This window comes from Oerskovia enterophila (assembly GCF_001692445.1).
GTDB lineage: Bacteria > Actinomycetota > Actinomycetes > Actinomycetales > Cellulomonadaceae > Oerskovia > Oerskovia enterophila.
In genome coordinates this window covers 1-26729 of sequence record NZ_MAQA01000018.1, presented here as the reverse complement: position 1 = coordinate 26729, position 26729 = coordinate 1, and the positions used below count along the sequence as shown (strand labels likewise).

27 protein-coding genes are annotated in these 26729 nt (G+C 71.7%); 11 read left to right on the top strand and 16 right to left on the bottom strand.

The window, feature by feature from the left end; genetic code table 11:
* The first annotated feature begins 68 nt into the window (after positions 1–68).
* The 3 genes from OERS_RS09075 (at position 69) to rplI (ending at position 1409) form a co-directional block, all read left to right on the top strand.
* Positions 69–608: a single-stranded DNA-binding protein gene (locus OERS_RS09075; RefSeq protein ID WP_056765068.1), complete on the top strand. Its 540-nt coding sequence runs from the start codon at positions 69–71 to the stop codon at positions 606–608.
* A gap of 97 nt (positions 609–705) precedes the next feature.
* Complete coding sequence (gene rpsR / locus OERS_RS09070; RefSeq protein WP_030152654.1) at positions 706–942, top strand: 30S ribosomal protein S18; 237 nt, start codon at positions 706–708, stop codon at positions 940–942.
* A 17-nt stretch (positions 943–959) separates the two neighbouring features.
* Positions 960–1409, top strand: coding sequence for a 50S ribosomal protein L9 (rplI, locus tag OERS_RS09065; protein WP_056654042.1), 450 nt, complete (start codon positions 960–962; stop codon positions 1407–1409).
* A 112-nt stretch (positions 1410–1521) separates the two neighbouring features.
* Here rplI and OERS_RS09060 read toward each other — a convergent pair whose 3' ends face one another.
* Positions 1522–2874, bottom strand: coding sequence for an MATE family efflux transporter (locus OERS_RS09060; RefSeq protein ID WP_068625528.1), 1353 nt, complete (start codon positions 2872–2874; stop codon positions 1522–1524).
* Positions 2875–3360: 486 nt separating this feature from the next.
* Here OERS_RS09060 and OERS_RS09055 point away from each other — a divergent pair, with 486 nt between their 5' ends.
* Complete coding sequence (locus OERS_RS09055) at positions 3361–6018, top strand: replicative DNA helicase (RefSeq protein WP_068625527.1); 2658 nt, start codon at positions 3361–3363, stop codon at positions 6016–6018.
* 64 nt (positions 6019–6082) lie between these two features.
* Here the strand turns inward: OERS_RS09055 and OERS_RS22245 are convergent, their stop codons facing one another.
* The 11 genes from OERS_RS22245 to OERS_RS09000 all read right to left on the bottom strand — a co-directional run bounded on the left by OERS_RS22245 (position 6083) and on the right by OERS_RS09000 (position 16339).
* Entirely contained in the window at positions 6083–7048 is a 966-nt protein-coding gene (locus tag OERS_RS22245) for a DUF6518 family protein (RefSeq protein ID WP_282956063.1), read from the bottom strand.
* A complete protein-coding gene (locus OERS_RS09045; RefSeq protein ID WP_068625525.1) occupies positions 6951–7316 on the bottom strand; it encodes a DUF2255 family protein in 366 nt (121 codons plus the stop codon). Before OERS_RS09045 ends, OERS_RS22245 begins: the two co-directional genes overlap by 98 nt.
* Positions 7317–7400: 84 nt before the next feature.
* Entirely contained in the window at positions 7401–8156 is a 756-nt protein-coding gene (locus tag OERS_RS09040) for a carboxymuconolactone decarboxylase family protein (RefSeq protein WP_068625524.1), read from the bottom strand.
* 73 nt (positions 8157–8229) lie between these two features.
* A complete protein-coding gene (locus OERS_RS09035) occupies positions 8230–9279 on the bottom strand; it encodes a zinc-dependent alcohol dehydrogenase family protein (RefSeq protein ID WP_197487091.1) in 1050 nt (349 codons plus the stop codon).
* 48 nt (positions 9280–9327) lie between these two features.
* Positions 9328–10344: an aldo/keto reductase gene (locus tag OERS_RS09030; protein ID WP_068625522.1), complete on the bottom strand. Its 1017-nt coding sequence runs from the start codon at positions 10342–10344 to the stop codon at positions 9328–9330.
* Between the two features lie 42 nt (positions 10345–10386).
* Positions 10387–11286 carry an aldo/keto reductase gene (locus tag OERS_RS09025; RefSeq protein WP_068625521.1) on the bottom strand — a complete coding sequence of 300 codons (900 nt, stop codon included), beginning with the start codon at positions 11284–11286 and terminating at the stop codon, positions 10387–10389.
* A 642-nt stretch (positions 11287–11928) separates the two neighbouring features.
* Positions 11929–12162 (bottom strand): hypothetical protein, encoded by a 234-nt coding sequence (locus OERS_RS09020; protein ID WP_056654376.1) that lies wholly within the window; start codon positions 12160–12162, stop codon positions 11929–11931.
* Between the two features lie 162 nt (positions 12163–12324).
* Positions 12325–12828: a VanZ family protein gene (locus OERS_RS09015; RefSeq protein WP_068625520.1), complete on the bottom strand. Its 504-nt coding sequence runs from the start codon at positions 12826–12828 to the stop codon at positions 12325–12327.
* A gap of 60 nt (positions 12829–12888) precedes the next feature.
* Positions 12889–13557 carry a class I SAM-dependent methyltransferase gene (locus tag OERS_RS09010; protein ID WP_068625519.1) on the bottom strand — a complete coding sequence of 223 codons (669 nt, stop codon included), beginning with the start codon at positions 13555–13557 and terminating at the stop codon, positions 12889–12891.
* Between the two features lie 51 nt (positions 13558–13608).
* Positions 13609–14391: a CPBP family intramembrane glutamic endopeptidase gene (locus OERS_RS09005; protein ID WP_056765112.1), complete on the bottom strand. Its 783-nt coding sequence runs from the start codon at positions 14389–14391 to the stop codon at positions 13609–13611.
* 58 nt (positions 14392–14449) lie between these two features.
* Positions 14450–16339 carry an alkyl/aryl-sulfatase gene (locus tag OERS_RS09000; RefSeq protein ID WP_068625518.1) on the bottom strand — a complete coding sequence of 630 codons (1890 nt, stop codon included), beginning with the start codon at positions 16337–16339 and terminating at the stop codon, positions 14450–14452.
* A gap of 181 nt (positions 16340–16520) precedes the next feature.
* Between OERS_RS09000 and OERS_RS08995 the strand changes: the two genes are divergently transcribed.
* Positions 16521–18296 (top strand): SulP family inorganic anion transporter, encoded by a 1776-nt coding sequence (locus OERS_RS08995; RefSeq protein ID WP_083201338.1) that lies wholly within the window; start codon positions 16521–16523, stop codon positions 18294–18296.
* Positions 18297–18323: 27 nt separating this feature from the next.
* Here OERS_RS08995 and OERS_RS08990 read toward each other — a convergent pair whose 3' ends face one another.
* Complete coding sequence (locus tag OERS_RS08990) at positions 18324–19007, bottom strand: hypothetical protein (RefSeq protein WP_068625516.1); 684 nt, start codon at positions 19005–19007, stop codon at positions 18324–18326.
* A complete protein-coding gene (locus OERS_RS21070) occupies positions 19004–19195 on the bottom strand; it encodes a hypothetical protein (RefSeq protein ID WP_139107762.1) in 192 nt (63 codons plus the stop codon). The genes OERS_RS08990 and OERS_RS21070 overlap by 4 nt, the downstream gene beginning before the upstream one ends.
* A 239-nt stretch (positions 19196–19434) precedes the next feature.
* Between OERS_RS21070 and OERS_RS08985 the strand changes: the two genes are divergently transcribed.
* From OERS_RS08985 to OERS_RS08975, 3 genes are all read left to right on the top strand, one after another.
* Entirely contained in the window at positions 19435–20031 is a 597-nt protein-coding gene (locus OERS_RS08985) for a dihydrofolate reductase family protein (protein ID WP_068625515.1), read from the top strand.
* Positions 20032–20241: 210 nt separating this feature from the next.
* Positions 20242–21228 carry a helix-turn-helix transcriptional regulator gene (locus tag OERS_RS08980; protein ID WP_082849125.1) on the top strand — a complete coding sequence of 329 codons (987 nt, stop codon included), beginning with the start codon at positions 20242–20244 and terminating at the stop codon, positions 21226–21228.
* Positions 21228–21629, top strand: coding sequence for a (R)-mandelonitrile lyase (locus OERS_RS08975; protein ID WP_068625514.1), 402 nt, complete (start codon positions 21228–21230; stop codon positions 21627–21629). The genes OERS_RS08980 and OERS_RS08975 overlap by 1 nt, the downstream gene beginning before the upstream one ends.
* A 37-nt stretch (positions 21630–21666) precedes the next feature.
* Here OERS_RS08975 and OERS_RS08970 read toward each other — a convergent pair whose 3' ends face one another.
* On the bottom strand, positions 21667–22302 hold the full coding sequence (locus tag OERS_RS08970) for a nitroreductase family protein (RefSeq protein ID WP_068625513.1): 636 nt from the start codon (positions 22300–22302) through the stop codon (positions 21667–21669).
* A gap of 115 nt (positions 22303–22417) precedes the next feature.
* On the opposite strand from OERS_RS08970, the gene OERS_RS08965 reads away from it, so the two are divergent.
* From OERS_RS08965 to OERS_RS08955, 3 genes are all read left to right on the top strand, one after another.
* Positions 22418–23413 carry an LLM class flavin-dependent oxidoreductase gene (locus OERS_RS08965; RefSeq protein WP_169834205.1) on the top strand — a complete coding sequence of 332 codons (996 nt, stop codon included), beginning with the start codon at positions 22418–22420 and terminating at the stop codon, positions 23411–23413.
* A complete protein-coding gene (locus OERS_RS08960; protein ID WP_068625511.1) occupies positions 23410–24708 on the top strand; it encodes an LLM class flavin-dependent oxidoreductase in 1299 nt (432 codons plus the stop codon). Before OERS_RS08965 ends, OERS_RS08960 begins: the two co-directional genes overlap by 4 nt.
* Before the next feature lie 79 nt (positions 24709–24787).
* Complete coding sequence (locus OERS_RS08955; RefSeq protein WP_068625510.1) at positions 24788–25276, top strand: nitroreductase family deazaflavin-dependent oxidoreductase; 489 nt, start codon at positions 24788–24790, stop codon at positions 25274–25276.
* 111 nt (positions 25277–25387) lie between these two features.
* Here OERS_RS08955 and OERS_RS08950 read toward each other — a convergent pair.
* Positions 25388–26729 (bottom strand): cellulase family glycosylhydrolase (locus tag OERS_RS08950; RefSeq protein ID WP_211268456.1); only part of this gene is annotated, 1342 nt, incomplete at its 5' end.

The following is a 26729-nucleotide window of genomic DNA, read 5'->3' as shown; positions in this document are numbered from 1 at the left end:
GATGTCCGCGGACGGGGGTCATCCCCTTCGAAGAGTCTTCGATACGTAACGAACAATGAGGAGCTGGCATGGCTGGTGAAACCGTCATAACGGTGGTCGGGAACCTGACCGGGGACCCGGAGCTTCGCTTCACCCCTGCGGGGGCTGCCGTCGCCAACTTCACCGTGGCGTCCACGCCGCGCACCTTCGACCGCCAGAGCAACGAGTGGAAGGACGGCGACACGCTGTTCATGCGCTGCTCGATCTGGCGCGAGGCCGCGGAGAACGTCGCCGAGTCCTTGACCAAGGGCATGCGCGTCATCGTTCAGGGCCGTCTGGTCCAGCGTTCGTACGAGACCCGCGAGGGGGAGAAGCGCACGGTCGTCGAGCTGCAGGTGGAGGAGATCGGTCCTTCCCTGAAGTACGCCTCCGCGAAGGTCACCCGGGCCCAGCGCTCGGGTGGCGGCAACTTCGGTGGTGGCGGCGGTTTCGGCGGCGGCGGCGCTTCGAGCGGCGGCGGCGGATTCAGCGCTTCCGGCGGTGGCCAGCAGAGCAACGACGACCCGTGGGCCACGGCTGGCCCCGCGTCGTCGGGTGGTGCCTCGTTCTCGGACGAGCCCCCCTTCTAGTCACCGCTCACCCCAGACAAACCCTTCCCGGCAGGGCAGGTGCCCGACGACGGCACTCGCCCCGGCCGGGGATAGCACCTTGTGAAGGAGCAACACCATGGCGAAGCCAGTGGTGCGCAAGCCCAAGAAGAAGTCCAACCCCCTGAAGTCGGCGAAGATCGAGTCGGTCGACTACAAGGACACGACCCTGCTGCGGAAGTTCATCTCCGACCGCGGGAAGATCCGTGCCCGTCGCGTGACCGGCGTCTCCGTCCAGGAGCAGCGCCAGATCGCACGTGCCGTCAAGAACGCCCGCGAGATGGCACTCCTGCCGTACTCGTCGTCCGCACGCTGATCGAGAGGGGATAGAACATGGCAAAGCTCATTCTGACCCACGAGGTCACCGGCCTGGGCGAGCCCGGCGACGTGGTCGAGGTCAAGGACGGGTACGCCCGTAACTTCCTCGTGCCCCGTGGTCTGGCGACCGGGTGGTCCAAGGGTGCCGAGTCGCAGATCTCTGCGATCCGCAAGGCACGCAAGGCTCGCGAGATCGCGACGCTCGACGAGGCCAAGGCGACGCGCGACTCGCTGCAGTCGAAGCCTGTCGTCGTGAAGGCCAAGGCGGGCCAGGGCGGCCGTCTGTTCGGCGCTGTCACCACCGGTGACATCGCCGAGGCCGTCAAGGCCGTCGGCGGCCCGTCCGTCGACAAGCGCAAGATCGAGATCGGCCAGCCGATCAAGTCGACCGGTTCGTACACGGTCACCATCCGCCTGCACGCCGAGGTCTCGGCGAACATCGCGGTCAACGTGGTGGCTGCCTGATCGACTGATCGCCCCTGTCCCGTGAGGGATGGATGGATCGGAGATCTCACCCGACGGCCCGGTCCCCTCTGCGGAGGGGGCCGGGCCGTCGGCGTTCCCGAGGCAGGCCTCCTCAGGCCCCCGTGACCATCCACCGGTCGCCGCGCGCCCTGAGGCCCGTGGTGAGTGCGCGCGCCGCCATGAAGACCCCTGCGAAGGCCGCCCACAGCCACGCGAGGCCCGCGGCGCCGTCGGGCGCGAGCTCACGGACCGCCAGCGCGAACGGCACGTACACGACGAACGTGACCATGCCGGCCCACGCGAGGTAGCGGCCGTCCCCGGCCCCGATGAGCACCCCGTCGAGGACGAACACCCACCCCGCCATGGGCAGCAGCAACCCGCACACGGCCATGCCGAGCGCGACGGCGGTGCGGACGTCGGGGTCGGACGTGAAGAACAGCGCGAACCACCAGCCGCCCACGGCCATGACCAGACCGAGCAGCGCCCCTGCCGCGACGCCCCACTGGAGCGTGCGGCGCAGGACCGAGCGCACGTGCGACCGGTCCCCGGCGCCCAGGCCGTGCCCCACCAGGGCCTGCGCCGCGATCGCGAGGGCGTCGAGCGCGAACGCCGCGAGACCCCACACCGACGCGACCACCTGGTAGCCGGCGAGCGTGACCTCGCCCAGGCCCGTCGCGACGAAGACCGTCAGGAGGATCGCGAGGCGCAGCGAGAGCGTGCGGACGAACAGCGGCGCACCCGCGCGCGCGTTGGACCAGATACCTCCTGCGGCGGGGCGGAGCGAGGCGCCCTCGCGTCGGGCACCGCGCACGACGACGACGCCGAGCACCGCGCCCATGGTCAGCTGGGCGACGGCGGTCCCGATCCCCGAGCCGGCGATGCCGAGGCCCACGCCGTACACGAGCACGACGTTGAGGATCGCGTTGAACGTCGCGCCCCCGGCGGCGACGTAGAGGGGCGTGCGGGTGTCCTGGAGTCCGCGCAGCACGCCCGTGGACGCCAGGACGACGAGCATGCCGGGCAGGCCCAGGCCCGACCACCGCAGGTACACCAGGGCGTGGTGCGCGACCTCGCCCGTGCCGCCCATCGCGCCGATCGCCCAGCCGCCGCCGAACCACAGGGCGGCGGCGAGCACGAGGCCCAGCCCGAGCGCGAGCCACATGCCGTCGATGCCGGACTGGAGCGCCTCGCGCCGGTGCCCCGCGCCGATGCGCCGGGCCACGGCCGCGGTGGTCGCGTACGCGAGGAACACGCACAGGCCGACGAGGGTCAGGAGGACCGTGGACGCGAGGGAGAGCCCGGCGAGCTGTGCGGTCCCCAGGTGCCCGACGACGGCGCTGTCCACGAGCACGAAGATCGGCTCCGCGACGAGCGCCCCCAGGGCCGGGACCGCGAGGGCCAGGATCTGCTTGTCGATGAGGCGACGGCTGGGAGGCTGGGGCGGGGACCCGGCGGGTGTCTCCACAGGCCCTGTGGACGAACCAGGTGACTGCGCGGCGGCCGATGCCTCCCGGGTGTCCTGGGGGCGGTGCTCGGATGAACGGGGTGAACGACCGGTGTCCTCGCCCTGACCGGGGGAGGGCTGGCGTGTCGGCGGCGTGTTGCCGGAAATTTCTTCGTCCACATGGCTGAGCCTAGTGAACTGGCTGCTCCCAGGGCTGTACAGGGGAAAACTGGTCACTTGTCCACATGGTTGTCCACAAGCCTGTGAACAGCATGGGGGCCTCTGTCCACAGGCTGTCCACACCTCTGTGAACAGGGCCGTTTGCGGGCTGTGGGAGCGCGATCTAGTGTCGCTGAGTCGCGCATGCTCGGGCCTTCCGAACGGTCGACGGTGCACCACCAGCGATACCCCTCGACGATGCGGGCGCAGGCGTGTCGGTGGGCCGGAGTAGAACAGACGTGCGACGCAGGACGATACCCGGCCGTGCCGGGGGAGTGAGGGGCCCGCATGTCGATCGACGAGCTCGAGTCGAGCTTTGGACCGCCCGCAGGCAGCGGCGGTCCCGGGTTCGACCGCACCCCGCCGCAGGACATCGCCGCCGAGCAGAGCGTGCTCGGAGGCATGCTGCTGTCCAAGGACGCCATCGCGGACGTGATCGAGCAGATCCGCGGCACCGACTTCTACAAGCCTGCGCACGAGTCGATCTACGACGTCGTCATCGACCTCTACGGACGCGGTGAGCCCGCGGACGCCATCACGGTCGTCGCCGAGCTCACGCGCCGCGGCGAGCTGGGCAGGATCGGTGGCGCGCCTTACATCCACGACCTCATGGCCATGGTCCCCACGGCCGCGAACGCGGGCTACTACGCGCGCATCGTGCGCGAGCGCGCCGTGCTGCGACGCCTCGTCGAGGCCGGGACCAGGATCGTCCAGCTGGGCTACGCGACCGACGGCGGCGACGTCGACGACGTGGTCAACAACGCGCAGGCCGAGGTCTACGCGGTCACCGAGCGCCGCACGGCCGAGGACTACATCGTGCTGGGCGAGGTCATCGGCGGGACGGTCGACGAGATCGAGGCCGCAGGGCACCGCGGCGAGGGCATGGTCGGGGTGCCGACGGGCTTCGCCGACCTCGACCGGCTGACCAACGGGCTGCACCCCGGGCAGATGATCGTGATCGCGGCACGTCCGGCGATCGGGAAGAGCACGCTGGGAATCGACATCGTCAGGTCGGCATCGATCAAGCACAACATGACCTCCGTCGTGTTCTCGCTCGAGATGAGCCGCAACGAGATCACGATGCGTCTGTTGGCTGCCGAGGCCCGCATCCACCTGCAGAAGATGCGCAACGGCTCCATGGGCGAGGACGACTGGCAGAAGCTCGCCGGCACCATGGGAAAGATCTCCGAGGCGCCGCTGTTCATCGACGACTCGCCCAACATGTCGCTCATGGAGATCCGCGCCAAGTGCCGCCGGCTCAAGCAGAAGCACGACCTCAAGCTCGTCGTGATCGACTACCTCCAGCTCATGACGTCGGGCAAGCGCGTCGAGTCCCGCCAGCAGGAGGTCTCGGAGTTCTCCCGTGCGCTCAAGCTCCTCGCGAAGGAGCTCGAGGTGCCGGTCATCGCGATCTCGCAGCTGAACCGTGGCGCTGAGCAGCGTACGGACAAGAAGCCTGCGATGAGCGACCTGCGTGAGTCGGGTTGCCTCACCGAGGACACCAGGATCCTGCGAGCGGACACGGGCGCCGAGACGACGATGGGCGAGCTCTACGCGCTCGGTGCCAAGGACGTCCCCGTGTGGGCGCTCAACGAACGACTCCAGTACGTACGACGCCACCTCACGCACGTGTTCCCCACCGGGACGCGCGAGACGTTCCGCCTCAGGCTGGCCTCCGGCAAGGAGATCAGCGCGACCGCGAACCACCCGTTCCTCACGTACGAGGGCTGGACGCCGCTCGGTGAGCTGCAGGTGGGCTCGCGCCTCGGCGTGCCCCGCCACGTCCCGGGGCCGGAGCAGAACGTCGCGTGGGACGACCGCAAGGTCGTCATGCTCGCGCACATGCTCGGCGACGGCTCGTTCGTGAAGCGCCAACCCATCCGCTACGCGTCGATCGACGAGAAGAACCTCGCGGTCGTCTCGGAGGCCGCGGGCGCCTTCGGCATCACCCCGATCCGCGACGAGTACGCGGTCGCCCGCTGCACCACGCTGCGGCTCCCGGCGCCCTACCGACTGGCCCGTGGCAAGCGGAACCCCGTCGCCGAGTGGCTCGACGACCTGGGACTCTTCGGAGCGCGGAGCCACGAGAAGTTCGTGCCCTCGACCGTGTTCCACCTGCCGAAGGAGCAGATCGCGCTCTTCATCCGGCACATCTGGGCGACCGACGGTTCGGTGACCGTCAACGCCAGCGGCCGCAGCGGCCGCATCTACTACGCCTCGACCTCACGACAGCTCGTCGACGGTCTGTCCCGCCTGTTGCTGCGCTTCGGCATCTCCACCCGCCTACGCACAGCTACCCCAAAGGGCGCGTACCGGACCGGGTACACGCTCGACATCTCCGGCGTGGACGACCAGCGGCGCTTCCTCCAGGAGATCGGGGTCCACGGTGAGCGCGGTGCCGCCGCCGAGCGCCTCCTCGAGATCATCCGGGACACCCGCGCGAACACCAACGTCGACACCGTGCCGCGCCAGGTGTGGGACGACGTCCGTGTGCTCCTCGAAGAGCGCGGCATGTCGCACCGGAAGTTCGCCGAGGCCATGGGGACGCAGTTCAGCGGGAGCGCGATGTTCAAGGCGTCGCCTTCGCGGCAGCGGCTCGGGAAGATCGCGGACGTCCTCGGAAGCGAGGAGCTCGAGATCATGGCGGTCAACGACCTGCTGTGGGACGAGGTCGTGTCCATCACCCCTGAGGGCGAGAAGCCGGTCTACGACGCGACGGTCGTCGGGACTCACAACTTCGTGGCCAACGGCATCGCAGTCCACAACAGCATCGAGCAGGACGCCGACATGGTCATCCTGCTGCACCGTGAGGACGCGTACGAGAAGGAGTCCCCGCGAGCGGGCGAGGCAGACCTGATCGTGGCCAAGCACCGTAACGGCCCGACCGACACGATCACCGTGGCGTTCCAGGGGCACTACGCGCGATTCGTGGACATGCAGGTTTAGCCCGTCTGTCTGTTGTCGTGACGGGTCGCGCGCCGCAGCGGGCGGCCTCGCCGTCGACGCAGGGTCAGCCGGCCGTGCCGAGTGCGCGGTAGGCGAGGACGAACGCCGCGCAGACGACGGCGGTGCCCGCCGTGGTCAGTGCCACGTGCAGCGTGCCGCGGAGTGCACGCCCGAGCATGACGGCGAGCAGGACGAGCGACACGAGACCGATCGCGACCCAGTAGCCGGCTCCCGTCGTCTCCACCACGGTTGTCAGCCCGTACACCGACTCGCCGAGGCCGATCCCCGCGAGCAGCGCTGTGCCCAGGGCGGCGCGTACGCCCGTCTCGCGCAGCCACGCCGCTCCGAGACCGACGAACGGACCGACGAGCAGGCCGACGACCCCGAACAGCACCGGGTCGTAGACGAACCCGCGGACGTCGGCGGCGACGGTGTAGCCGACGACGAGCAGCACGAAGCTCGCGGCTCCGAACACTGCGGCGTGCCACGTCCGGGCCCGCGGGTCGCCCGCCACCCAGGCGACGAGGAGCGCCGTGAGCAGGGTCCAGCCGCTCGCGGAGTTCGCGAAGGGAGCTGCGGCGTCGGGCAGGAGGCCCTGGGCGAAGGACGTGAGTCCCCCGAGCAGGAAGCTTGTGACGAGCACGACGGCGCCACGTGACCAGGGCTGTCCGGTGGGCGCCCCAGGTCTGTGGGAACGGACCGGTGCGAAGGGCGAGCGGTCGAGGGGTTCGTGGAGCGAGGTCGAGTCGGGCACACCCCGACGGTAGGCGCGCGCTCGCGTCCGGGCGTCACCCCGTCGTCGGACGCGAGTGCCACGGGGTCCTACCGTGGCAGGACGATCGAGCGCGAGGAGCCTGCCGCCCTCTCGGCAACGTGCCGACGAGCCGGGCCGCCGCCACGGGGCTGGCGGCGGCGCTCGGATCGGCAGGTGGTCAGGCGGGTTCGACGCGCAGCGTGGTGGCCCGTGCGGCGGGTGCCGTGATGTGGTCGACGGCCGAGCCGTCGCCGTACTTGGCGCGGTAGGCGGCATCGATGGCGTCGTCATGGCTGTCGTCGCGGACGAAGGTCACGTCGGTGCGGATTCCACCGGAGTCGATCTGACCCGTGCCGGTGCGCTGCACGCCGCGGTACCAGGCGCCGTCGGTGCCCCGCACGGAGCGGATGTACAGATGGTCGTCGACGACGACGTGCCACACGATGCGGGGGGTACGCAGTGTCCCGTCGGGGCGGTGCGCGGCGACGCGTAGCTCGCCGTCGGCGTCGATGGCCGCAAGTTCGGCGGAGTTCCAGTCGCTCATGATGCTGCTCCTTCGTGGTCAGGGGCCATGTCGGCGGTCCTGCACGTCCCCTCAGGATCGATGGTGCGGCGGCGCCTCGCCTGCTCAGGCGGGGGCGTGCTCGTCCAGCGCGCGCAGCGCGTTGAGGGTGCGCGGGTAGCCCACGTAGGGCAGCAGCTGGGTGATGACCGCCAGGAGCGTGGCGCGGTCGTTCCCGACGTTGAGGTTGGCGCGGACGTGACCGGCGACCTGGGGCTCGGCGCCGCCGAGGGCGATCAGCACGGCGAGGGTGAGCAGCTCGCGCGTGGGCACGTCGACCCCGTCGCGGGTGTAGTGATCGCCGAAGCAGTTCGCGGACAGGTACCGCTGGATGTGCTGCTCGTCGGCCGGCGCGTTCGCGTACATCGCGTCGACGGCCGCAGCGCCGACGATCTGCTTCTGCACCGCGAGCCCGGCCTCCTTGCGGGTGTCGGGGGTCGTCGTCGACTGGCCGGGCAGCGGCAGGCTCACGCCGTGCTCGGTCAGGAGGGTGTTCGTCGCGTGCAGGAAGTCGAGCACGCGGCCCATGCCGACGTACGGCACCGCCTGGTAGACGACCTCCTTGACCTCGACCGGCGTGATGCCGACGGTCAGTGCGGCGCCGGCCATCGTGCGGTACTCGTTCACGGCACCGCAGGCGATGAGCGCGGCGAGCTGGACCATGAGCCGGGTGCGCACCGGCAGGGGTGCGTCGCGCTGCACCTCGCCGAACGCGAAGCTGTCGAAGCACTCGACGAGCTCGGGGTCGGTCCGGGCGAGCGTCGAGACGTGGTCGGGGACCAGGTCGTCGTGGTGGGCGCGTGCGGACGGTGTGGGAGCCATGACCACTCCTCGGGCGGGGTCGGGGACACAGAACGGGAAGAGGGTGGGCGCCGGGGCGCCCACCCTCTGGTGGTCAGGGCCGCAGGGCGACCTTGAGGGACTCGCGGGAGTCCATGAGGCGGTAGGCCTCGGCGACGTCCTCGAGCGGCAGGGTGGCGTCGAACACCTTGCCTGGGTTGATCTCCCCGGCAAGGACCTGCGTGATCGCGGCCTCCTGGTAGGCGCGCACCGGAGCGGGGCCGCCGGCGAGGCGTGCGTTCTTGCCGAACAGGGACCCGAAACCGACGGGGGCGTCCTCGTACTGGGGGACGCCGACGCGGGAGATGATCCCGCCGGGGCGCACGACGCCGTAGGCCTGCTCGTAGGCGGGCATGTGGCCCACGGCCTCGAGCACGGCGTGCGAGCCTTCGCCTCCGGTGAGGTCCATGACCTTGCTGATGCCCTCGGCGCCACGCTCAGCGACGACGTCGGTCGCGCCGAACTCACGCCCCAGGTCGGTGCGCGCGGCGTGCCGGCCCATGAGGATGATCCGCTCCGCGCCGAGCTGCTTGGCGGCGAGCACGGCGGAGAGCCCCACGGCGCCATCACCGATCACGGTGACGATCTGGCCGGGCTGCACCTGTGCCATGTGCGCCGCGTGGTAGCCGGTGAGGTACACGTCGGACAGGGTGAGCAGGGAGTTCAGCAGTCCCTCGTCGGCGGTCGCCGGGTCGACGTCGGGGACGACGACGAGGCTGCCGTCGGCCAACGGGATGCGGGCGAGCTCGGCCTGCAGGCCACCCGTCTCGGGGGAGCCGTACCATCCGCCGTGCACGCAGGAGGTCTGGAATCCTTCACGGCAGAACACGCAGGTGTTGTCGGAGAACGCGAACGGGGCGATGACGAAGTCGCCCTTCCTGACGTTCGTCACGGCGCTGCCGGTCTCCTCGACGACGCCGATGAGCTCGTGGCCCATCGGGTTGCCCTGGGCTGAGCCGGGCATGGAGTGGTAGGGGTGCAGGTCCGACCCGCAGACGCACGCCCGCACGACGCGCACGATGGCGTCGGTGGGCTGCTGGAGGACGGGGTCGGGGACGGTCTCGATGCGGACGTCGCCGGCGCCGTACATGAGTGTTGCTCGCATGAGGTGGTGCCTCTCAGTGGTGCTGGGATGGTTCGGGGAAGAGGTGGTTCAGCGGCGCCGTGCCGCGGGAGTCAGCTCGTGCGTGCCGTAGCTGTTGTCGTCGGGGTTCACCGTGACCCCCGGGGCGACGAGCTCGTCGATCCGGTCGAGGACGTCGGCGCTGAGCGTGACGTCCAGGGCGGGCAGGTACGACTCGAGCTGCTCCATCGTGCGAGGGCCGACGATCGCGGACGTGACACCCGGATGACGGATCGCCCAGGCGATCGACATCTCGACGAGCGACATGCCCGCCTGCTCTGCGAGCAGGGCGAGCTCCTCCACGACGTCGAGCTTGCGCTGGTTGGCCGGGCTGCTCATGTCGAAGCGGGCACCGGGTCGCGCGTTCGACGTCGGGGTGGACGCGGCCCCCTTGCGCCACCGGCCTGACAGCCAGCCGCCGCTCAGGGGGCTGTAGGTCAAGGTCCCCATGCCGTGCCGCTGCACGGCGGGCAGGACGTCCTCCTCGATGCCGCGCACGAGGATCGAGTACGGCGGCTGCTCGGTGACGAAGCGCTCGAGGCGCCGCTCCCGGGACGCCCACTGGGCCTCGACGATCTGCGACCCGGAGTACGAGGACGAGCCGATGTAGCGGACCTTGCCCTGGCGGACCAGGTCGGTCAGGGCGCCGAGGGTCTCGGTCACGTCTGTGCCGGGGTCGGGCCGGTGCACCTGGTACAGGTCGATGTGGTCGGTCTTCAGCCGCCGCAGCGAGCTCTCGACCTCGCGCACGATCCACCGGCGCGACCCGCCCCGGTGATTCGGGTCGTCGTCCATCGGCATGAAGAACTTGGTCGCGAGAAAGACCTCGTCCCGGCGCCCGGTGATCGCGTCGCCGACGATCTCCTCCGAGACGCCGGCGGAGTACACGTCAGCGGTGTCGATGACGTTGATGCCGGCATCGAGCGCGCGGTGGATGATGCGCGTCGCGTCCTGGCGGTCGTCGTTGCCCCACGGGCCGAACATCATGGCACCGAGGGTCAGGGGGCTGACCTGGACGCCGGTGCGTCCGAGCGGGCGGTACTGCATGGTGGGCTCCTTCGTGCGGTGAGGCTCGGCGGGTGCTGGTGCTCAGGCTTCGGGGATCTCGCGGCCGAAGCTCTCGAGCGTGATGTCGGCGGGGTCGGGGCCGCCGCGAGCGCCCGTGTCCAGGGCGTCGATCGTGGCCAGCTCGTCGCCCGTGAGGTCGAAGTCGGTGACGGCGAAGTTCTCGGCGATGCGCGAGGGGGTGACGGACTTGGGGATCGCGGAGCGGCCCTGCTGCAGGTGCCAGCGCAGCATCACCTGCGCGGGCGTCCTGCTGTGCGCGGTGGCGATCTGGCCGATCGTCGGGTCGGCGAGGGTGCTGCGACGTTCCTCGCCGTAGCCGGGGTAGAACGTGATGCCGCCGATCGGCGACCATGCCTGGGTGAGGATGGCGTGCTCGGCGTGCAGCTTCTGGAGGTCTTTCTGCTGGAAGTAGGGGTGGACCTCGATCTGGTTGACCGCTGGGACCACCGTGGTGGCCTCGAGGAGCGAGGTCAGGTGGTCGGGCATGAAGTTGCTGACGCCGATCGCGCGGACCTTGCCGTCGGCGAGCAGCGTCTCCAGTGCTCTGTAGGCCTCGATCGTCAGGTCGAATCGGCTCGGCAGCGCCTGGTGCAGGATCAGCAGGTCGATGGTCTCGATGCCGAGCTTGCCGGCGGACTTGTCGAACGCGTGCAAAGTCGCGTCGTAGCCGTAGTCGCTGATCCAGACCTTCGTCTCGACGAAGACCTCGTCGCGCTCGAGACCGGATCCGGCGATCGCGCGTCCGACCTCGCGCTCGTTGCCGTAGGCGGCGGCGGTGTCGATGTGCCGGTAGCCGGTGCGTAGCGCTTCGGTGACCACGTCGACGGTCTCCTGCGGGGGCGTCTGAAAGACGCCGTACCCCAGGGCAGGCATCTCTGTGCCGTTGTTCAAGGTCAGAGTGGGGATCGGGTTCAACGTCATGCCTTTCACGCTAGGAGGTGCCCGCCGGATGAGGCAGGTCCTGCTGGTACCCCGCTCAGGACGGCCTGGGTGCGCGGGGGAGAACGAGGAGGACGGCGGCCAGCAGTGCTGCGCCGAGGGCAGGTTCCCCAGATTCACGCCCGGCGCGGGGAGTGTCGCCTACCTGCCAGCCGACGTTGTCGCCCGTCGTCGAGGGCGCCTTGGCGCATCGTGAACACCAGTTCCGCGACGTCTTCCGTCGATGGGTCGTCGCCGCGAACAGGTGTCTTGATCTGACTTACTCCGCAAGGGCAGCGACGGGCGCCGATCTCGCACGTGGGCACGCATCACCCCGCGCGGCAAGCAAGCACTGCTCGTCGAGGTGGAGCTCCTCCGTGGCCTGCTCGCCAGTCTGCCGACCGTGGGGCCTCCAGCGACGGGAGGCGAAGCATCGTGACCAGCCGAGCAGAGGCGGAGGGCGAAGGGCGACAGGCCTCCGGCCTGTGATGGCGCGTTGCAGCGTCGACCGACGTCGTCGCCCGGTTCGCTCGTTCGACGGAGAACGACGACCTCGTCTCTCGAGACTTCTACGAGCGGATGGCGACCGTACACACCGCTTCTCGCCGGTGTCGACCTGCCACTGCGGGCCCGCGCCCCGACGGCTCAGCTGTTGAGGCCCAGCCCCTTGCGGCCCTTCGCGAAGTAGGTGATCGGGCCCACCCAGTTCGCGAGCATCGCCACGCCCCATGCGAGCTTCGAGCCCTCGACCTCGTCGTCCGAGCGCTTGGCCAGGTCGCGGTAGCCCGCGACCGTGAGCGAGATCTGCACGATCGAGGCCACCACCATCAGTGCCTTCTTGCCGCTGCTGAACTCGCTCCACGACTTCTTGCGTGCCATGAGCACCCCTCCTGTGTCGGTACGACGGCTTGTGCCCTCGACGCTACGCGCGCTCGACCCGACACGCACGACGCCGGGTACCCGGACCAGGCCGTCGCCTGATCAGGAGCGGAACGCCCACACCGAGCGCCCGCACCCAGCGTCCCTCGGACACGACGCGCCTCACCGACGGCCCGTGGTCCCGATCCGTCGCGGCCACCGTCGCGCGGCCCAGATCGCGGCCCAGGCCAGGGCCGCGCCGATCACCGCGCCGATCGAGTTCGTGAGCCAGTCGTTGGTGTCGCACGAGCGCCCGAGACCGGGGGCCATCGCCTGCACCGCCTCGATCGCAGCGGAGCCGACGACACCCCCGACCAGCGCCACCACGGGGCGGCGGCTCGCGACGGCGGCGAGCAGGACCGGCGGGACGAACAGGATCACGTTGGCCATGAGCTCGACCCGGCCGAACGTCGGCAGGTACCAGGAGACGGCGCACCGTTCGAGGACCTCCCGGCTCGTCGGGACGAGCGTCAGCAGCACGATCGGCAGCAGGGACGCCGCGAACACCGTCCACGCGGTGCGCGGCCGCCAGTACAGCCAGCGCCCCGCGACCGGCCCGCCGAGCACGAGCACGGCGAGGACCACGGGGGAGAACCACGGGTGGGCGACGAGAAGGGTGGAGATCACGGGGGACGAACGCTCCGGCTCGGTCGGGCAGAAAGACCCCACCGTAGCCGGGGCGGACGCTCAGCCCCGACGGAACTCCGCCCGCCACGTCCCGGGCCGGCCAGGAGCAGCACCCGGCGCCGCGAGCTCCTCGATCGACACGGCCTCCAGGCCGTCCCGGCCGAATGCCTCGACCTCGGTGCGCGTCAACGGCCAGGGCGGGCCGTCGTCGTCGGGCTGGCGTGCAGCCCCCTGGACGGCGAGCAGGGTCCCGCCCGGCGCGACGAGCGAGCGGACCCCGGCTGTGAGCGCGTCGCGGACGCTGCGGTTCACGGCCTGGACGGTGTAGATCTCCACGACCAGGTCGAACGCGCCCGCCCACGCGGGCGGCAGGTCGAGCAGGTTCCCGACGGCGTAGGTCACCGACGATCCAGGGTTCCGTCCGCGGGCGGCCTGGACCGCGGTGGGCGAGACGTCGAAGCCCGTCGTCTGGTAGCCGAGCCGGTCCAGGTGCTCGGCGTCGGCCCCGAGCCCGCACCCGACGACGACCGCGGTCCCGCTCGCGCCGCCCGGTGCGGGGGCTCCGGTCCACGAGGCCAGCGCCGGGTGCGGATCGACCCGGTCCCACGGCATGGTGATGTCGCCGTGCGCGGCGGAGGACCAGAGCTGCTCGAACCAGCCCGTGGGGTCGGACGGCTCGGCGTTGCCGAGCCGCGCGGTCTCGGACTGCCAGGAACGAGGTGCGGGCATGCCGTCGACCCTAGCCAGGCTCGGGCGAGCCCGCGACGGGCTGGACGCAGCTCACGGGCGCGCCCCGACGTCGGGCACGAGCGCCGGGGTGATCGCCTCGCGGGCGGGCCGCGTGCGCTCGCGGACGACGAGCACGACGAGCGTCACCGCAGCCAGGACGTAGACGACCGGGACGAGGAAGTTCGCGCCCATGGCCGCACCGTTGTCGGCCGGGTGGACCCCGACCAGGAAGGACGAGAAGTCCCAGAGCGCGTGGAGGGCCATGGCGGCCAGGATCGTGCCGGTCCCGCGCCGCGCCAGGTAGAGGCCGGTCCCGGTGAGGGCGGCGAAGAAGATCTGGATGACGGCGCCGGGCTCGTTCAGCAGGAGGTTGGTCAGGTGGAACCCGCCGAACCACAGCGTCGTCCACAGGATCGCCATACCCTCGGACCGTTCCCCCTGCCGCATCGAGCGCAGGACGACCCCACGGAACAAGGTCTCCTCGGTGAACCCGACGAGCAGGCTCGCCAGCAGGACGGCGAGCACGTGCGCGGGGGCGAACAGGCTCCACTCGAGTCCCAGGAGGTGCAGCACCGAGATGAGGACCATGACGGCCGGCAGCGTCCAGAGGAACCAGCTCGTCGGCAGGCGCCGAGCGTCCCGGAACACGTGGTCCCAGCGCGCCCAGGCGAGGAAGGCGACGAGCCAGACGGCGCCTGCCGCGAGCGGCAGGACCGCGGTGCGCAGCGTGGTGTCCGCTGTGTCGAAGAAGTGCTCGTACCCGACGCCCGAGACCTTCATCAGGCCGACGACGATCACGCAGTAGACGACGAACACGACCGCCGCGACGGGCACCGAGGGTGCGATTCGCCACCGGGGGACGGGACTGCGACAGGTGAGGACATGGCCCGGGTCACGGGGTCACGATGGCGAAGTCCCGGTCCCCCGGGTCCAGCACGGCGGCGAGGCGACCCAGCACGGTTGCGTCACCGGTCAGCTCGATGCCCGCCTGGGCAAGCGTGTCCGGGGTGACGTTCCCGCTCGCGAGGACCGGCAGCGCACGCTTGGTCCCGGTGAGCGTGGCGTCGGCAGGGCTCTTCTGGACGGCCGTGTTGTAGCTGAGCACCCCGTTGGCGAGGCGCAGACGGTAGCGCTCGTCGACGTCGGTCAGCACGACGTCGATCGACAGGTTCTCGTCCCACGCCGCCGGCCCGTCGACCTGGATCGCGAGGGCGTCGAACAGCATCGTCGGGGAGAGCTGGGCGACCATGTCACCCGACACCGTGACGATGGGCGTCCCGAACGGGCCGTCGCGCAGCTCGGTCGTCCCCGAGAGGTAGACGCTGCGCCAGGTGCCGTTCTCCGCCCCGTACCCGAGCTGCTCGTAGGTGTCGGCGAGCAGCTCGCGTGCCCCGGCGTGGTCGGGCTCGGCGAAGACGACGTGGTTCAGGAGCTCCGCGACCCAGCGGTAGTCGCCCTCGTCGAACGCGGTCTGGGCCTTGGCGACCACGGCGTCCGCACCACCGCCGAGCTCGACGTAGCGCTTGCCCGCCTCGACCGGAGGGTGCTCCCACAGGTGCGCGGGGTTCCCGTCGTACCAGCCCATGTACCGCTGGTAGATGGCCTTGACGTTGTGGCTCACGGAGCCGTAGTAGCCATGGGTGCTCCACGCGTTCTCGAGCGCCGGGGGGAGCGTGAGGACCTCGGCGATCTCGATCCCGGTGAGTCCCTGGTTGAGCAGGCGCAAGGTCTGGTCGTGGAGGTACGCGTAGAGGTCGCGCTGGATGTTCAGGTACTCGAGGATGCGTGCGTTGCCCCACGTGGGCCAGTGGTGGGACGCGAAGACGACCTCGAGGTCGTCGCCGAAGAGCTCGATCGACTCGGTGAGGTAGTGCGCCCAGGCATGCGGGTCACGCACGACGGCGCCGCGCAGCGTCAGCAGGTTGTGCAGGTTGTGCGTCGCGTCCTCGGCCGCGCACAGCGCGCGGTGGTCCGGGAAGTAGACGAGCATCTCGGACGGCGCCTCGGTGTCGGGGGCCATCTGGAAGATCATCCGGACGCCGTCGACCGTCTTCTCCTCGCCGGTCGTGGTGATGTCCACGGTCGGGGCGATGAGGGTGATGGTTCCCGTCGACGTCGTCTGTCCCAGCCCGGCCCCGACCTGTCCCTGCGGCCCTCGCGCGAGAGCCGCCCCGTACATGTATCCCGACCTGCGCCCCATGGCCGTGCCCGCGTAGACGTTCTCCGAGACGGCGTGCTCGGTGAACCCCTCAGGAGCGAGGACCGGCACGCGCCCGGCGTCGACGTCCTCCTGGGTCGTGACACCCTTGACACCGCCGAAGTGGTCGACGTGCGAGTGGGTGTAGATGACGCCCGTGACCGGGCGGTCCCCGCGGTGCTCGCGGTACAGCGCGAGCGCCGCGGCGGCCGTCTCCGTCGAGATGAGGGGGTCCAGCACGATCACGCCGGTCTCGCCCTCGATGAAGGTGACGTTGGACAGGTCGAAGCCACGGACCTGGTAGATGCCCTCGACGACCTCGAACAGGCCCTGCGTCGCGACGAGCCGGGACTGGCGCCACAGGCTCGGGTTGACCGTGTCCGGGGCCTCGCCCTGGAGGAAGTCGTAGGTGTCGTTGTCCCAGACGACGCGGCCGTCCTCGGCGGTCACCGCGTTCGGGGTGCGTCGGCCGAGGAGCCCGCGACTGGTGTCGTCGAAGTCCTGGGTGTCGTGGAACGGCAGGCTGTCTCGCAAGGCCTGCTGCTGCCGGACGATGGCGGGGGAGGCTGGCTTGGATCGTGACATGTCTCGGAGCCTTTCAGCCGTTCACGACTTGCGCATCCGGAGCGGCGGACGGGTCTGCCGACCGCCGTCCACCATCCGCCGCGCTGCGTTCGGCGGGCCGACGGCAGGGGCGTGTGGCACTGTCGTCGCGACGGAGGCGCACGCGCTCGTGCGCCGTGGCCGCTCGCGCGGAGGGACCGGGATGAGGGTTCGGCCGGTACGTGCGGCGAGGGCGTGGTGGGACCGCGTCCGTCCGGCCGAGGGCGGGTTCTGGCAGTCGGCCGGGGCAGGTGTCCCGGGGGCCGTCGGCGGCGTCCCGGACGGCATGGCCGCGGCCACCCTCGTCGGGGTCAACCCCATCCACGGCTTGTATGCGACCGCGGTCGGCCGGATCGCCGGGGGCCTGACGGTCGACTCCCAGCTCATGATCGTCACGACCACGAGCGCGGCCGCCCTCGCGGCCGGTTCGGCGCTCGTGGACGTGGCCCCCGAGGATCGGCTGACCTCGCTCGTACTCTTGACGACGCTCGCGGGCGCGCTCATGGTCGTCGCGGGGCTCTGCGGGCTCGGACGCCTGACCGGGTTCGTGTCGCACTCGGTCATGACGGGCTTTCTCACGGGAGTCTCGGTCAACATCCTGCTGGGCCAGCTCGACGCTCTCACCGGGACACGGCCCGAGGGGTCGCTCGCGATCGTGCAGGCGTGGCACGTGCTGCGGTCGCCCGGGACGTGGGACGTCCCGACGGTGGTCGTCGGCGTCGGGTCGGTGCTCCTCCTGGTGCTCCTCGCCCGGACCCGGCTCGCGCCCTTTGCCGCGGTGGTCGCGCTCGTGGTCGCCTCGGTCGGGGTGTGGCTCCTGCACGCCGGGTCCGTGGAGCTCGTGAGCGACTCGGGGGCGATCCCGGTTGGGCTGCCCGTCCCTGCCCTTCCCGAGCTCGGGAACTTCACGCTCGACGTCGCCGTGGGGGCGTTCGCGGTCGCGGCGATCGTGCTCGTGCAGGGGGCGGGGGTCGCGGAGTCCGTGCCGAACCCGGGCGGGCGGCGTGCCAGCCCGGACCGGAACTTCATCGGCCAGGGGGTCGCGAACCTCGCGGTCGGTTTCATGCGGGGCATCCCCGTCGGCGGTTCGGTGGGCCAGACGGCGGTCAGCACGTCCGCCGGGGCGCGCGACCGCTGGGCCGGGATCATGTCGGGCGTCTGGGTCCTGGTCGTGCTCGTCGCACTGTCCGGACCCGTGGGGGCCATCCCGACAGCGACCCTCGCCGCGGTCCTCGCGGTCGCGTCGGTCGGATCGATCCGCCTGTCGGCGATGGCGACGGCCTGGCATACGGGGGGCCAGTCCCAGGTCGCCATGGCGACCACGTTCCTCGCGACGCTGCTGCTCCCGGTGGCCGCCGCCGTCGGGATCGGTGCGGCCCTGTCGATCCTGCTGCAGGCCAACCGCGAGTCGCAGGACCTGCGCATCGTCCGGCTCGTGCCCCTCGACGGAGGCCACTACCGCGAGGAGCCCGTCCCGCGCCGGCTGCAGGAGCGCACCGTGACCGTGCTCGACGTCTACGGGAGCCTGTTCTACGCGGGAGCCCGGTCGCTCGACGCCGCGCTGCCTGAGCCGGGGAGTGCGCGCGACACCGTGGTCGTGCTGCGGCTGCGCGGCCGGGCGAGCCTCGGGGCGACGGCGTTCACGGTGCTCGCTCACTACGCCGACCGGCTCGGTGAGCACGGCGGGCGGCTGTACGTGAGCGGCGTCGACGCGGCTCTCGCGGCGAAGTTCCGGACCGTGATCGACGTGCGGCTGCACGAACGCATCGAGGTCTTCCCGGCTCGCGCGGTCCTCGGGGAGTCCACGGCCGACGCCATGCGTCACGCCGAGGCCTGGCTGGTGCGCGGGGTCGAGACGGCCCCGGTCCCCGTCGTCCGGCCAGACGGCCCGGTCAAGCGGTGGTGGTCGCGGGTACGCGGGGCGCTGCGCCGGGGATGACGACCACCGGCGCAGCGCCCCGCGGACTCAGCCGATGGGCCAGGTGACCGGGGTCAGTCCCGCGTCCAGCATCGCGGGCGAGTACCACTGCACGGCGGTGGGGGCGGGGTTGCCCGCGGTGACGAAGAACCAGGTGCAGGTCTCCATGTAGGCGCCGGCCCCGAAGTTCTCGACCTCGTAGGCCGTGCCGCACTCGGCGTTCCCTGCGCTGAAGTTGGAGATGTCGTCCGTGACGTTCTCGTCGCCCGCGAGGAGAGCGAACGAGTTGAAGTTCGGCATGGTGAACACGGGACCGTTGACGTACGAGAGCTTGTACGACAGGTAGTAGAGCGTGGCGCCCTCGACGAGAGCGAGCGACGACTCGTCGAGGTTCAGGTCCTCGACCTTGCCCTCGGTCAGGGAGGTGAGCTCGACCTGGGCGACGGCCGGGTCCTCGTTGCCCTTGCCGTCGTAGACGAGGCTCGTCGCCGGGGTGGTGAACGTGGCCTGCGGTCCCTGGCTCACGACCGACGCGTCGAACGGGACGGCCTCCGTGCTCCCCGCGGCGAGGCCGTGCTCGGACCCTGCGAGCACGCCGCTCGGAGCGGACGGCGTGGGGGTCGGGGAGGCCTCGTCCGCCCCGCCCGAGCAGGCGGACAGCGCGAGGACGAGGGCGATCGGGGCGGCGAGAAGGACCGTGGCGCGCCGGCTCGAGCCCGTGCGGGCCGTCACTGGCGGCGCTGGCGTCGGCCGCCGACGATGGTCAGGACGAGCAGGCCCACCCCGACGACCACGGCGAGGATCCCCGTCACGAGGAAGCCCCCCGAGTCGGAGCCGGCCTGCGAGACGAGGATCAGGAGGATCCCGACGATCGTCAGAAGAATCATGTGTCGGGTGTACCGGGCAAGCTGGGTGATCATGGACCGCGCCTCGCGTCTTGGGGGGAGGTGAACTGCGAGACTGTAGCACCGGCGGCATTGCCCGCGGTAGCGACTGGACGCCATGACTGTTGCTGTCGGAAGAGCATCGGCTCGCCCCTCCTGCTGGTCGAGATGTCCGGTTCTCGGTCCGGCCTCCGCGCTGTCCGCGGGACCGATGAGTTCTCGGTCCGGCGCCCGTCTACCGTGCGACACCAGTCCCACCGCAGGAGGATCGCACCATGGCCCCGAGCTCACGCACCGTCGTCGGCAACGTCTCCGTCTCGCTCGACGGCCGCATCAACGGCCCGGGCGGCGAGAACGACATGGGATGGGTGGCCCCGCACGCCGTGAGCGACGCGGCATTCGGCCTCCTGGAGGACCTGATGCGGACCAGCACCACGGTCCTGCTCGGCCGCAAGAACTACGAGGGGTTCCGCTCCTACTGGCCCGCGGTCGCGGGCGACGAGTCCGCGGACCCGCGCAGCCGGGAGTTCTCGCGCTGGCTGGACGACGTCGAGAAGATCGTCTTCTCGCGCACGCTCACCGAGGCCGGGTGGTCGGGGGCGCGCGTGACCGCGCAGAGCCCGCCCGACGTCGTCGCGCACCTTCAGGAGCAGTCCGGCGGTGACGTGTGGGTCATGTCGAGCGCATCGATCCTGCGGCAGCTCGTCGCCGCGGGGCAGCTTGACCGCCTGAGCCTCATGCTGTGCCCCGAGGTCTCGGGCGGGGGAGAGCGGCTGTTCGACGACGGCCTGCCGCCGTCGAGCTGGCGCCTCGCGGCTTCCGAGCCCACAGGGACGGGCGCGCTGCGCCTGACCTACGACGTGGCGCGGTGAGCCGGACGCGTCGCTGAGCCAGCGGGTGGGCCCGGCGCCGTCGGGCGCGCGGGGCGGGACCGCCGGTCGGCGTCGCATTCCTGCCGGACAGCGCCCCGAAGTCCACGGGCGCCTCCTCGTACTGGGGGCACCCGGCTCACGAGGGCCCGGGCAGTCCCGGGTACCACCAGTACCTCCCCTGGACCGGACCCTGGTCGTACCGTCGTAGGCATGGACCTGAAGGCGGAGACCCGCGACTTCCTCACCACGCGCCGCGCCCGGATCACCCCGGACCGCGCCGGTCTGCCCGCGTACGGCACCAACCGTCGGGTCCCTGGCCTGCGTCGCGAGGAGGTCGCGATGCTCGCCGGGGTGAGCGTCGACTACTACACGCGGCTCGAGCGCGGGAGCCTCGGCGGGGTGTCCGAGGAGGTGCTCGAGGCCCTGGCCCAGGCGCTGCAGCTCGACGAGGCCGAGCACCGCCACCTGTTCGACCTGGCGCGGGCGGCCAACGCGTCGGGCGCCGCGCGGTCACGCGCCCGTCGCACCCCGGCGCCGGTCCTGCGGCCCGCCGTCCAGCGGATCCTCGACGCGATGGACGGCGCGCCCGCGTTCGTGCGCAACGGTCGGCTCGACGTGCTGGGCACGAACACCCTGGGCCGGGCCCTGTACGCGCCGATCTACGACTCGCCCGAGCGGATCGCGAACAAGCCCGTCAACACGGCCCGGTTCCAGTTCCTCGACCCGGACGCCGCACGCGAGTTCTGGGGCGACCGGTACGACCGGATCGCGCACGACGCGGTCGCGATCCTGCGCGCCGAGGCCGGGAAGAACCCGTTCGACTCGGCGCTCACCGCGCTGGTCGGGGAGCTGTCGACCCGCAGCGAGGACTTCCGTCGGCTCTGGGCGTCGCACGACGTGCGGCTCCACCGGACGGGGACCAAGGTCTTCCACCACCCGGCGGTGGGCAGGCTCGAGCTCGACTACGAGGCGTTGGAGCTGCCCGCGGACGCCGGCCTGCAGCTCAACGTCTACACCGCGGTGCCCGGGTCGCCGTCCGACGACGGGCTCAAGCTCCTCGCCTCGTGGGCCGCCACGCGCGCCACGGAGGCCGACGGCGCGGCCGCCGAGGGCCACGGGGTGCAGGCCGGTGCTCCCGCCGGGAGCCCCGGGCCGACGGGACGCCCGACCACCACCCCCACCGAGAGGGACCTCTGATGCAGAAGCTGACCAAGCCCGCGACCACCAAGAACCCGCCCGAGCAGTTCACGGGCGACGTGTGGCTCGACCCGATCGCCCTGCCGCAGGACCCCTCGCAGCGCATGGTCGTCGCGCTCGTGCGCTTCGCGTCGGGGGCACGGACCGCCTGGCACTCGCACGCCAAGGGGCAGACGCTGCACGTGGTGTCGGGCGTGGCGCTCGTCCAGTCCCGCGGGGAGTCCGTGGTCGAGGTGCATCCCGGCGAGACGGTCTACTGCCCGCCGGGCGAGGAGCACTGGCACGGCGCGACCGCGGACGACTTCATGGAGCACCTCGCGATGCTCGAGAACGCCGACGACGCGGCGACCACCACGACGTGGCTCGAGCACGTGACCGATGAGGAGTACGCGGCGCGGTAGCGCTCGCGCGTTACGCGACCGGGTCCGGGCGCCGTGCTCAGCCCCGCCACCGGTCGCGATGGACGACCTCGGAGAGCGGTCGGCGGCGCGGCTCGGACCAGCGCCCCCGCTCGGGGTAGCCGAGCGGGACGAGCCCCATGGTCGCGGCGTCCGCCGGCAGGCCGAGGAGTGCAGCGACGTCGGCCTCGCGGGCGGCGTAGAAGCTCGTGAGGGTGGCGCCGATCCCGTACGCGCGCGCCGCGAGGACCAGGTTCTGGACGGCCCCGTAGATCGAGGCCCCCAGTCGAGGGTCGGTCGAACCTGCCGCGTTCCGCAGGACAGGGAGCACCCACACGGGCGCTTCCTCGAGGTGGAGCGCGAGGTGCTCGATCGCCCGGTAGGTCGCCGGGCTCACCCCCGTGCCGTCCGTCGCCGCCGCCAGCACGTCGTCGCGCCGCCGCCCGTAGGCCGTGCTCCAGCCCTCGCGGTACCACTCGGCGATCTGGGCCTTGACCGCCGGGTCGGTCACGACGATCCAGGCCCACTGCTGCCGGTTGCCACCGCTCGGGCCGCGGATCGCCGCGTCGAGGATCGCGTCGAGCACGTCGTCGGGGACGGGGTCGGCCGACAGGTAGCGCCGGGCCGGCGTGGTGTGCAGGGCTCGCAGGATGGACAGTTCCTCGGATGCGGTCATGGCAGCGGATGGTACGGGCTACCATCCGCTCGTTCGCGGGGCACCTGGCACCGTCTCGAAGGCTGGCCGAACCACGTGGTGCCGTGGTCGACAGCCCCGCGCGAGGAGGAGAGTCATGAGCGGGACAGTGCTGGTCGCGGCCCACGTCGACACCGGGGAGGACGGCACGGCCGAGTCGCTGCGAGCCCGGGTCGTCGCGCTCGAGGGGGCCGGGGCTCACCTCGTCACGTTCGCGGGCGGGCGGGGCGGCGCTGGGCTGACGGCCGTCGAGGCGGCCTCGTTCGCCGCGGCGTGGACCGACCGGATCGGGCTGGTACCGGTCGTGAACCCGGTGCACACCGAGCCCTTCCACCTGTCGAACCAGCTCTCGAGTCTCGACCGGGTCTCGCGGGGACGCGCGGCCTGGTGGGTCGAGGTCGTCGACGACGAGGCGCACGCGCGGGCCCGCTCCACGTCGCCGGTCGGCGACGCCCTGCGGCAGGAGGTGCGCGAGGTGGTGCAGGTCGTGCGGCTGCTGTGGGACTCGTGGGAGGACGGCGCCGTCGTCGCGGACCAGGCTTCGGGTCGCTTCCTCGACGCCGACCGGATCCACTACGTCGACTTCGTCGGACAGCGCTTCTCGATCAAGGGGCCCGCTCTGCTGCCCCGCCCGCCGCAGGGACGGGTCCCGGTGCTCGCCTCGGCCGGCTGGCTCGACGAGGACCCTGCCGAGGTGACCGTGCTGCCGGCGGCTCCCACGGCGTCCTCGGGCGCAGAGGTGGACGACCGACCGACCGTGGTCGACGTCGTCGTGCGGGCCGGAGGCGACGAGGGCACAGGACGCGCCCCGGACACCGCTGACCTCGCCCGCGTCGTGGGCTCCGTCGTCGACCGTGTACGCGGGCTCGTCGGTCGCGTGACGGCGGTCCGCCTGGTCCCGGCCGGACCCCAGGGGGCGCGCGTCGTCGTCGACGACGTGCTCCCCGCGCTGCGCGCCGCAGGCCTCGTCGCCCGGGCGCCCGAACCCGGTCGTACGCTGCGCGACCTGCTCGACCTGCCCCGCCCCGCGGGCGCACTGACCGCGGTGCGCAGCGGCGCGCCGTCCACCGAGGACGAGGACGGGACCCCATGAGCACGTCACGGCGAGAGCTCCACTTCGCAGGATTCTTCCCGTTCGGACCGCACTACGACTGGTCCGCACGCGAGGACCCGTACGACTACTACGACGTCGAGTCGTACGTCGGGCTCGCCCGCTCGGCCGAGCGAGGACTGTTCTCGGCCTTGTTCCTCGGTGACAGCCAGCGCCTGCGCGAGCACCTGGGGAGGGTGAACGACAGCGTGGTCACCGGGCGGCCCGACCAGCTCGTGCTCTTCGCCCACCTGGCCGCCCGTACCCGGCACCTCGGATTCGTCGCGACCCTCAACACCACGTTCTCCGACCCGGTCGAGCTGGCCGCGCGCGTCGCGACGGTCGACCGCCTGTCCGGTGGACGGGTCGGCTGGAACCTGGTGACCACGGAGAACGCCTGGACGGGGGCGAACTTCCGGCGCGGAGGCTACCTGCCGGCTGCGGAGCGCTACCGGCACGCCGAGGAGCACCTCGCGGTCGCCCAGCGGATCTGGGACGCCGACCCGGGCGCCGAGGTGCGTCACTCCGGGGCGCACTACGACCTGGTCGCGCGGACGCCACTGCCGCGGTCGGTCCAGGGGCGGCCGGTCCTGTTCCAGGCCGGAGAGTCCGACGAGGGGCGAGATTTCGCCGCCCGGCACGCCGAGGGGATCTTCTCCAGGTACCTCGACCTCGACGCCGCGACCTCGTTCGCGGACGACATGCGCCGACGGCTCGTGGCGCACGGGCGCCCGGCCGACTCCCTGCGGATCTTCCCGGCGGCGAGCATCACCCTGGGGGACACCGAGGCCGAGGCGCGGGAGAAGGCCGAGTGGTTCCACCGACGGACGTGGACCGACCGCATGGTCGTGTCGGTCGTCGAGGCCGTCTGGGGTCGCGACCTCTCCTGGCTCGACCCCGACGGACCTCTGCCCGACGTCGACCCGGTCTCGGCCGAGCAGACCAGGACCCACGGCGTCGTCAACACCCGCGACCGGCCCTTGGAGACGGCGGCGCGCTGGCGGCGGATCACGGCCGACGAGGGGTTGACCGTCAGGCAGCTCGTGGACCGGCTCAACGCTTCTGCGGCGTTCGTCGGGACCCCCGGCGGGGTCGCCGACCGGCTCACCGAGTACGTCCACGCCGGAGCTCTCGACGGGATCAACCTCACCCCGCAGTCGGTCCCCGACGGGTTCGACGACGTCGTCGACCGGCTCGTGCCCGAGCTGCAGGCTCGTGGGGTGTACCGCACGAGGTACCCCGGCACGACGTTGCGGGAGAACCTCGGGCTGCGGGACGTGGTCGCCCAGGACGCCTAGCGTCGGCGCGGGTCCCCGGGGCCCCGGGGCCGGGGACCCCGGACGCGCACCCCGGAGCCGTCCCCGCCATCATGGGGGCATGACCTCCCCGCTGCAGGTCGTCCGGTCGCTCGTCGCCCCGCTCACGCGCACGCGCGCGTTCCGCAGGATCGGGCCGGTCGTGCTGCCGCCGGCCGAACGCTTCCTCGCGCGTATCTCGGGAGGTCGGGTGCAGCTCAGTGCGATCCTCGTGCCCTCGCTCGTCCTGCACACGACGGGCGCGCGGTCGGGCGAGCCGCGCAGCACGTACCTCATGTACACGCCCGACGGCGATGGCCGGGCGATCGTGGCAGGGACGTCGTTCGCGCGGGACCGGCACCCGGCCTGGACGTACAACCTGCTGGCGCACCCCGACGCCGCGATCACGGTGCGCGGTCGGGACATGAGGGTGCGGGCGTCGCTCGTCGAGGACGACGGCGAGCGAGAGGCCGCGTGGGACCTCATCCAGGCGCAGTGGCCGGGGTACCGCGCGTACGAGCGCGAGTCGGGCCGGGTGGTCCGCCTGTTCAGGCTCCAGCCGCTGGCGTGAGCCTCGGTCGCTCCCGGCCGCGCCGAACACGCGACCCAGGCTGCGCCGTCGGGCATGCAGCCCTGGCGCGTCCCGCCGGGCGCTCCCCGCGAGGAGCGCCCGGCAGTCCCGTCAGGACCCCGCGCAGGTCACGCCCGTGCCCGACGGTGCGGCACCCGTCCCGATGAACCCGAACGTCGCCGCCCCGCCCGCCGCGAGCGTCCCGTTCCAGGCTGCGGGGGTCACGACGACGCCGTCGGGCGTGGACGTGCGGACCCCGCCCCAGAGCTGGGTCACCGAGGCCCCCGCCGGGAGCGGGACGCCGACCGACCAGCCGTCGACCGGCGCGGACCCCGCCGTGACCGTGACCTCGCCCTGCCATCCGCCGGGCCACGAACCCACGACGCGCAGCGCCGCAGTGCAGTCCTCGGGCCCTTCGGTCGGCTGCTCGGTGGGCTCCTCGGTCGGTTCCTCGGTGGGCTCGACCGTGCCGCCGAACCACGACGCCTCGACCGCGGTGTCCCGCAGGCCGTCGGGCCCGTCGACGATGCGCGTGCCCCACGCGCTCGGGTTCGCCGGGTCGAAGCCCAGGACCATGTCGAGGTACGGGTCGGTGTTGCCGCTCCACGACCAGGCGAGCCACCCGAGGTCGAGGCGCTCGGCCTCGGCCAGCACGACGTCCTCGTCGACGTCCGACGACGTCTGCCGCCAGCCGAACTCCCCGACGATCAGAGGCAGGCCTGCGTCCACGAAGTGCTCGAGGTACTGCGTGACGGTCGAGGCCTGCGCGTACACGCCGTACATGTGGATCGAGAAGATCGTGTTGGCGTCGGGGTCGGACGCGAAGACCTCGTCGGCCTCGGCCCGCATGATGTTCGTCCAGTCCTGCCCCCAGTTCGGGGCGTCGACGACGATCGCGTGCTCGTACCCGATGTCTCGCAGGCGCTCGATCGCCGCGGACGTCTCCGCACCCCAGCGCGTGTTGGTCGCGGCGTCGTTGCCGAACGGCTCGTTGCCGATGTTGACCATGACGAAGTCCTCGGTGCCCGCGAGCGTGGGGTACAGGTCCTCCCAGTAGTCGACGGCCTGGTCGAGCGTGCCCGCCGCGGGCGCGTACTGGTCGCCGTAGCCCGTGGTGTCGTGGACCTCGAGGACGCACACGAGCCGGTTCTCCTCGCAGAGGTCGACGATGTGCGCGACGTCCTCGGGGGTGTTCCGCGTCCACTGGTCGCCGCTCGAGAGCACGACGCGCACCGAGTTCGCGCCCGCGTCCTTGATGGCCTCGATCGACGAGGTCTGGCCCGTGAACCAGGTGTGCGCGTGGTTGACGCCGCGCAGCACCAGGTCGGTGCCGTCGCCCTCGACGATCCGGCCCTCGGCGACATGGATGCCCGGGGTCTCGGCGGCGTGGGCCGTGCGCGCGGCGGCTCCGACGCCCACGGCCGCGAGGGTCGCGAGCAGCGCGGCCGTGGGC

Bases quoted from the DNA above. Each gene is read 5' to 3' on its own strand.
- OERS_RS09035 (WP_197487091.1), bottom strand. From the start codon at position 9,279: ATGCGAGCAACACTCATGTACGGCGCCGGCGACGTCCGCATCGAGACC.
- OERS_RS08980 (WP_082849125.1), top strand. From the start codon at position 20,242: ATGGACCTGAAGGCGGAGACCCGCGACTTCCTCACCACGCGCCGCGCC.
- OERS_RS21070 (WP_139107762.1), bottom strand. From the start codon at position 19,195: ATGATCACCCAGCTTGCCCGGTACACCCGACACATGATTCTTCTGACG.
- OERS_RS08970 (WP_068625513.1), bottom strand. From the start codon at position 22,302: ATGACCGCATCCGAGGAACTGTCCATCCTGCGAGCCCTGCACACCACG.
- OERS_RS22245 (WP_282956063.1), bottom strand. From the start codon at position 7,048: ATGCCGCCTACCGCGCCAAGTACGGCGACGGCTCGGCCGTCGACCACA.
- OERS_RS08975 (WP_068625514.1), top strand. From the start codon at position 21,228: ATGCAGAAGCTGACCAAGCCCGCGACCACCAAGAACCCGCCCGAGCAG.
- OERS_RS08985 (WP_068625515.1), top strand. From the start codon at position 19,435: ATGGCCCCGAGCTCACGCACCGTCGTCGGCAACGTCTCCGTCTCGCTC.
- OERS_RS09020 (WP_056654376.1), bottom strand. From the start codon at position 12,162: ATGGCACGCAAGAAGTCGTGGAGCGAGTTCAGCAGCGGCAAGAAGGCA.
- OERS_RS09030 (WP_068625522.1), bottom strand. From the start codon at position 10,344: ATGCAGTACCGCCCGCTCGGACGCACCGGCGTCCAGGTCAGCCCCCTG.
- OERS_RS08995 (WP_083201338.1), top strand. From the start codon at position 16,521: ATGAGGGTTCGGCCGGTACGTGCGGCGAGGGCGTGGTGGGACCGCGTC.
- OERS_RS09025 (WP_068625521.1), bottom strand. From the start codon at position 11,286: ATGACGTTGAACCCGATCCCCACTCTGACCTTGAACAACGGCACAGAG.
- OERS_RS09045 (WP_068625525.1), bottom strand. From the start codon at position 7,316: ATGAGCGACTGGAACTCCGCCGAACTTGCGGCCATCGACGCCGACGGC.
- rplI (WP_056654042.1), top strand. From the start codon at position 960: ATGGCAAAGCTCATTCTGACCCACGAGGTCACCGGCCTGGGCGAGCCC.
- OERS_RS08965 (WP_169834205.1), top strand. From the start codon at position 22,418: ATGAGCGGGACAGTGCTGGTCGCGGCCCACGTCGACACCGGGGAGGAC.
- OERS_RS08955 (WP_068625510.1), top strand. From the start codon at position 24,788: ATGACCTCCCCGCTGCAGGTCGTCCGGTCGCTCGTCGCCCCGCTCACG.
- OERS_RS09055 (WP_068625527.1), top strand. From the start codon at position 3,361: ATGTCGATCGACGAGCTCGAGTCGAGCTTTGGACCGCCCGCAGGCAGC.
- OERS_RS09075 (WP_056765068.1), top strand. From the start codon at position 69: ATGGCTGGTGAAACCGTCATAACGGTGGTCGGGAACCTGACCGGGGAC.
- OERS_RS09000 (WP_068625518.1), bottom strand. From the start codon at position 16,339: ATGTCACGATCCAAGCCAGCCTCCCCCGCCATCGTCCGGCAGCAGCAG.
- OERS_RS08960 (WP_068625511.1), top strand. From the start codon at position 23,410: ATGAGCACGTCACGGCGAGAGCTCCACTTCGCAGGATTCTTCCCGTTC.
- rpsR (WP_030152654.1), top strand. From the start codon at position 706: ATGGCGAAGCCAGTGGTGCGCAAGCCCAAGAAGAAGTCCAACCCCCTG.
- OERS_RS09010 (WP_068625519.1), bottom strand. From the start codon at position 13,557: ATGCCCGCACCTCGTTCCTGGCAGTCCGAGACCGCGCGGCTCGGCAAC.
- OERS_RS09040 (WP_068625524.1), bottom strand. From the start codon at position 8,156: ATGGCTCCCACACCGTCCGCACGCGCCCACCACGACGACCTGGTCCCC.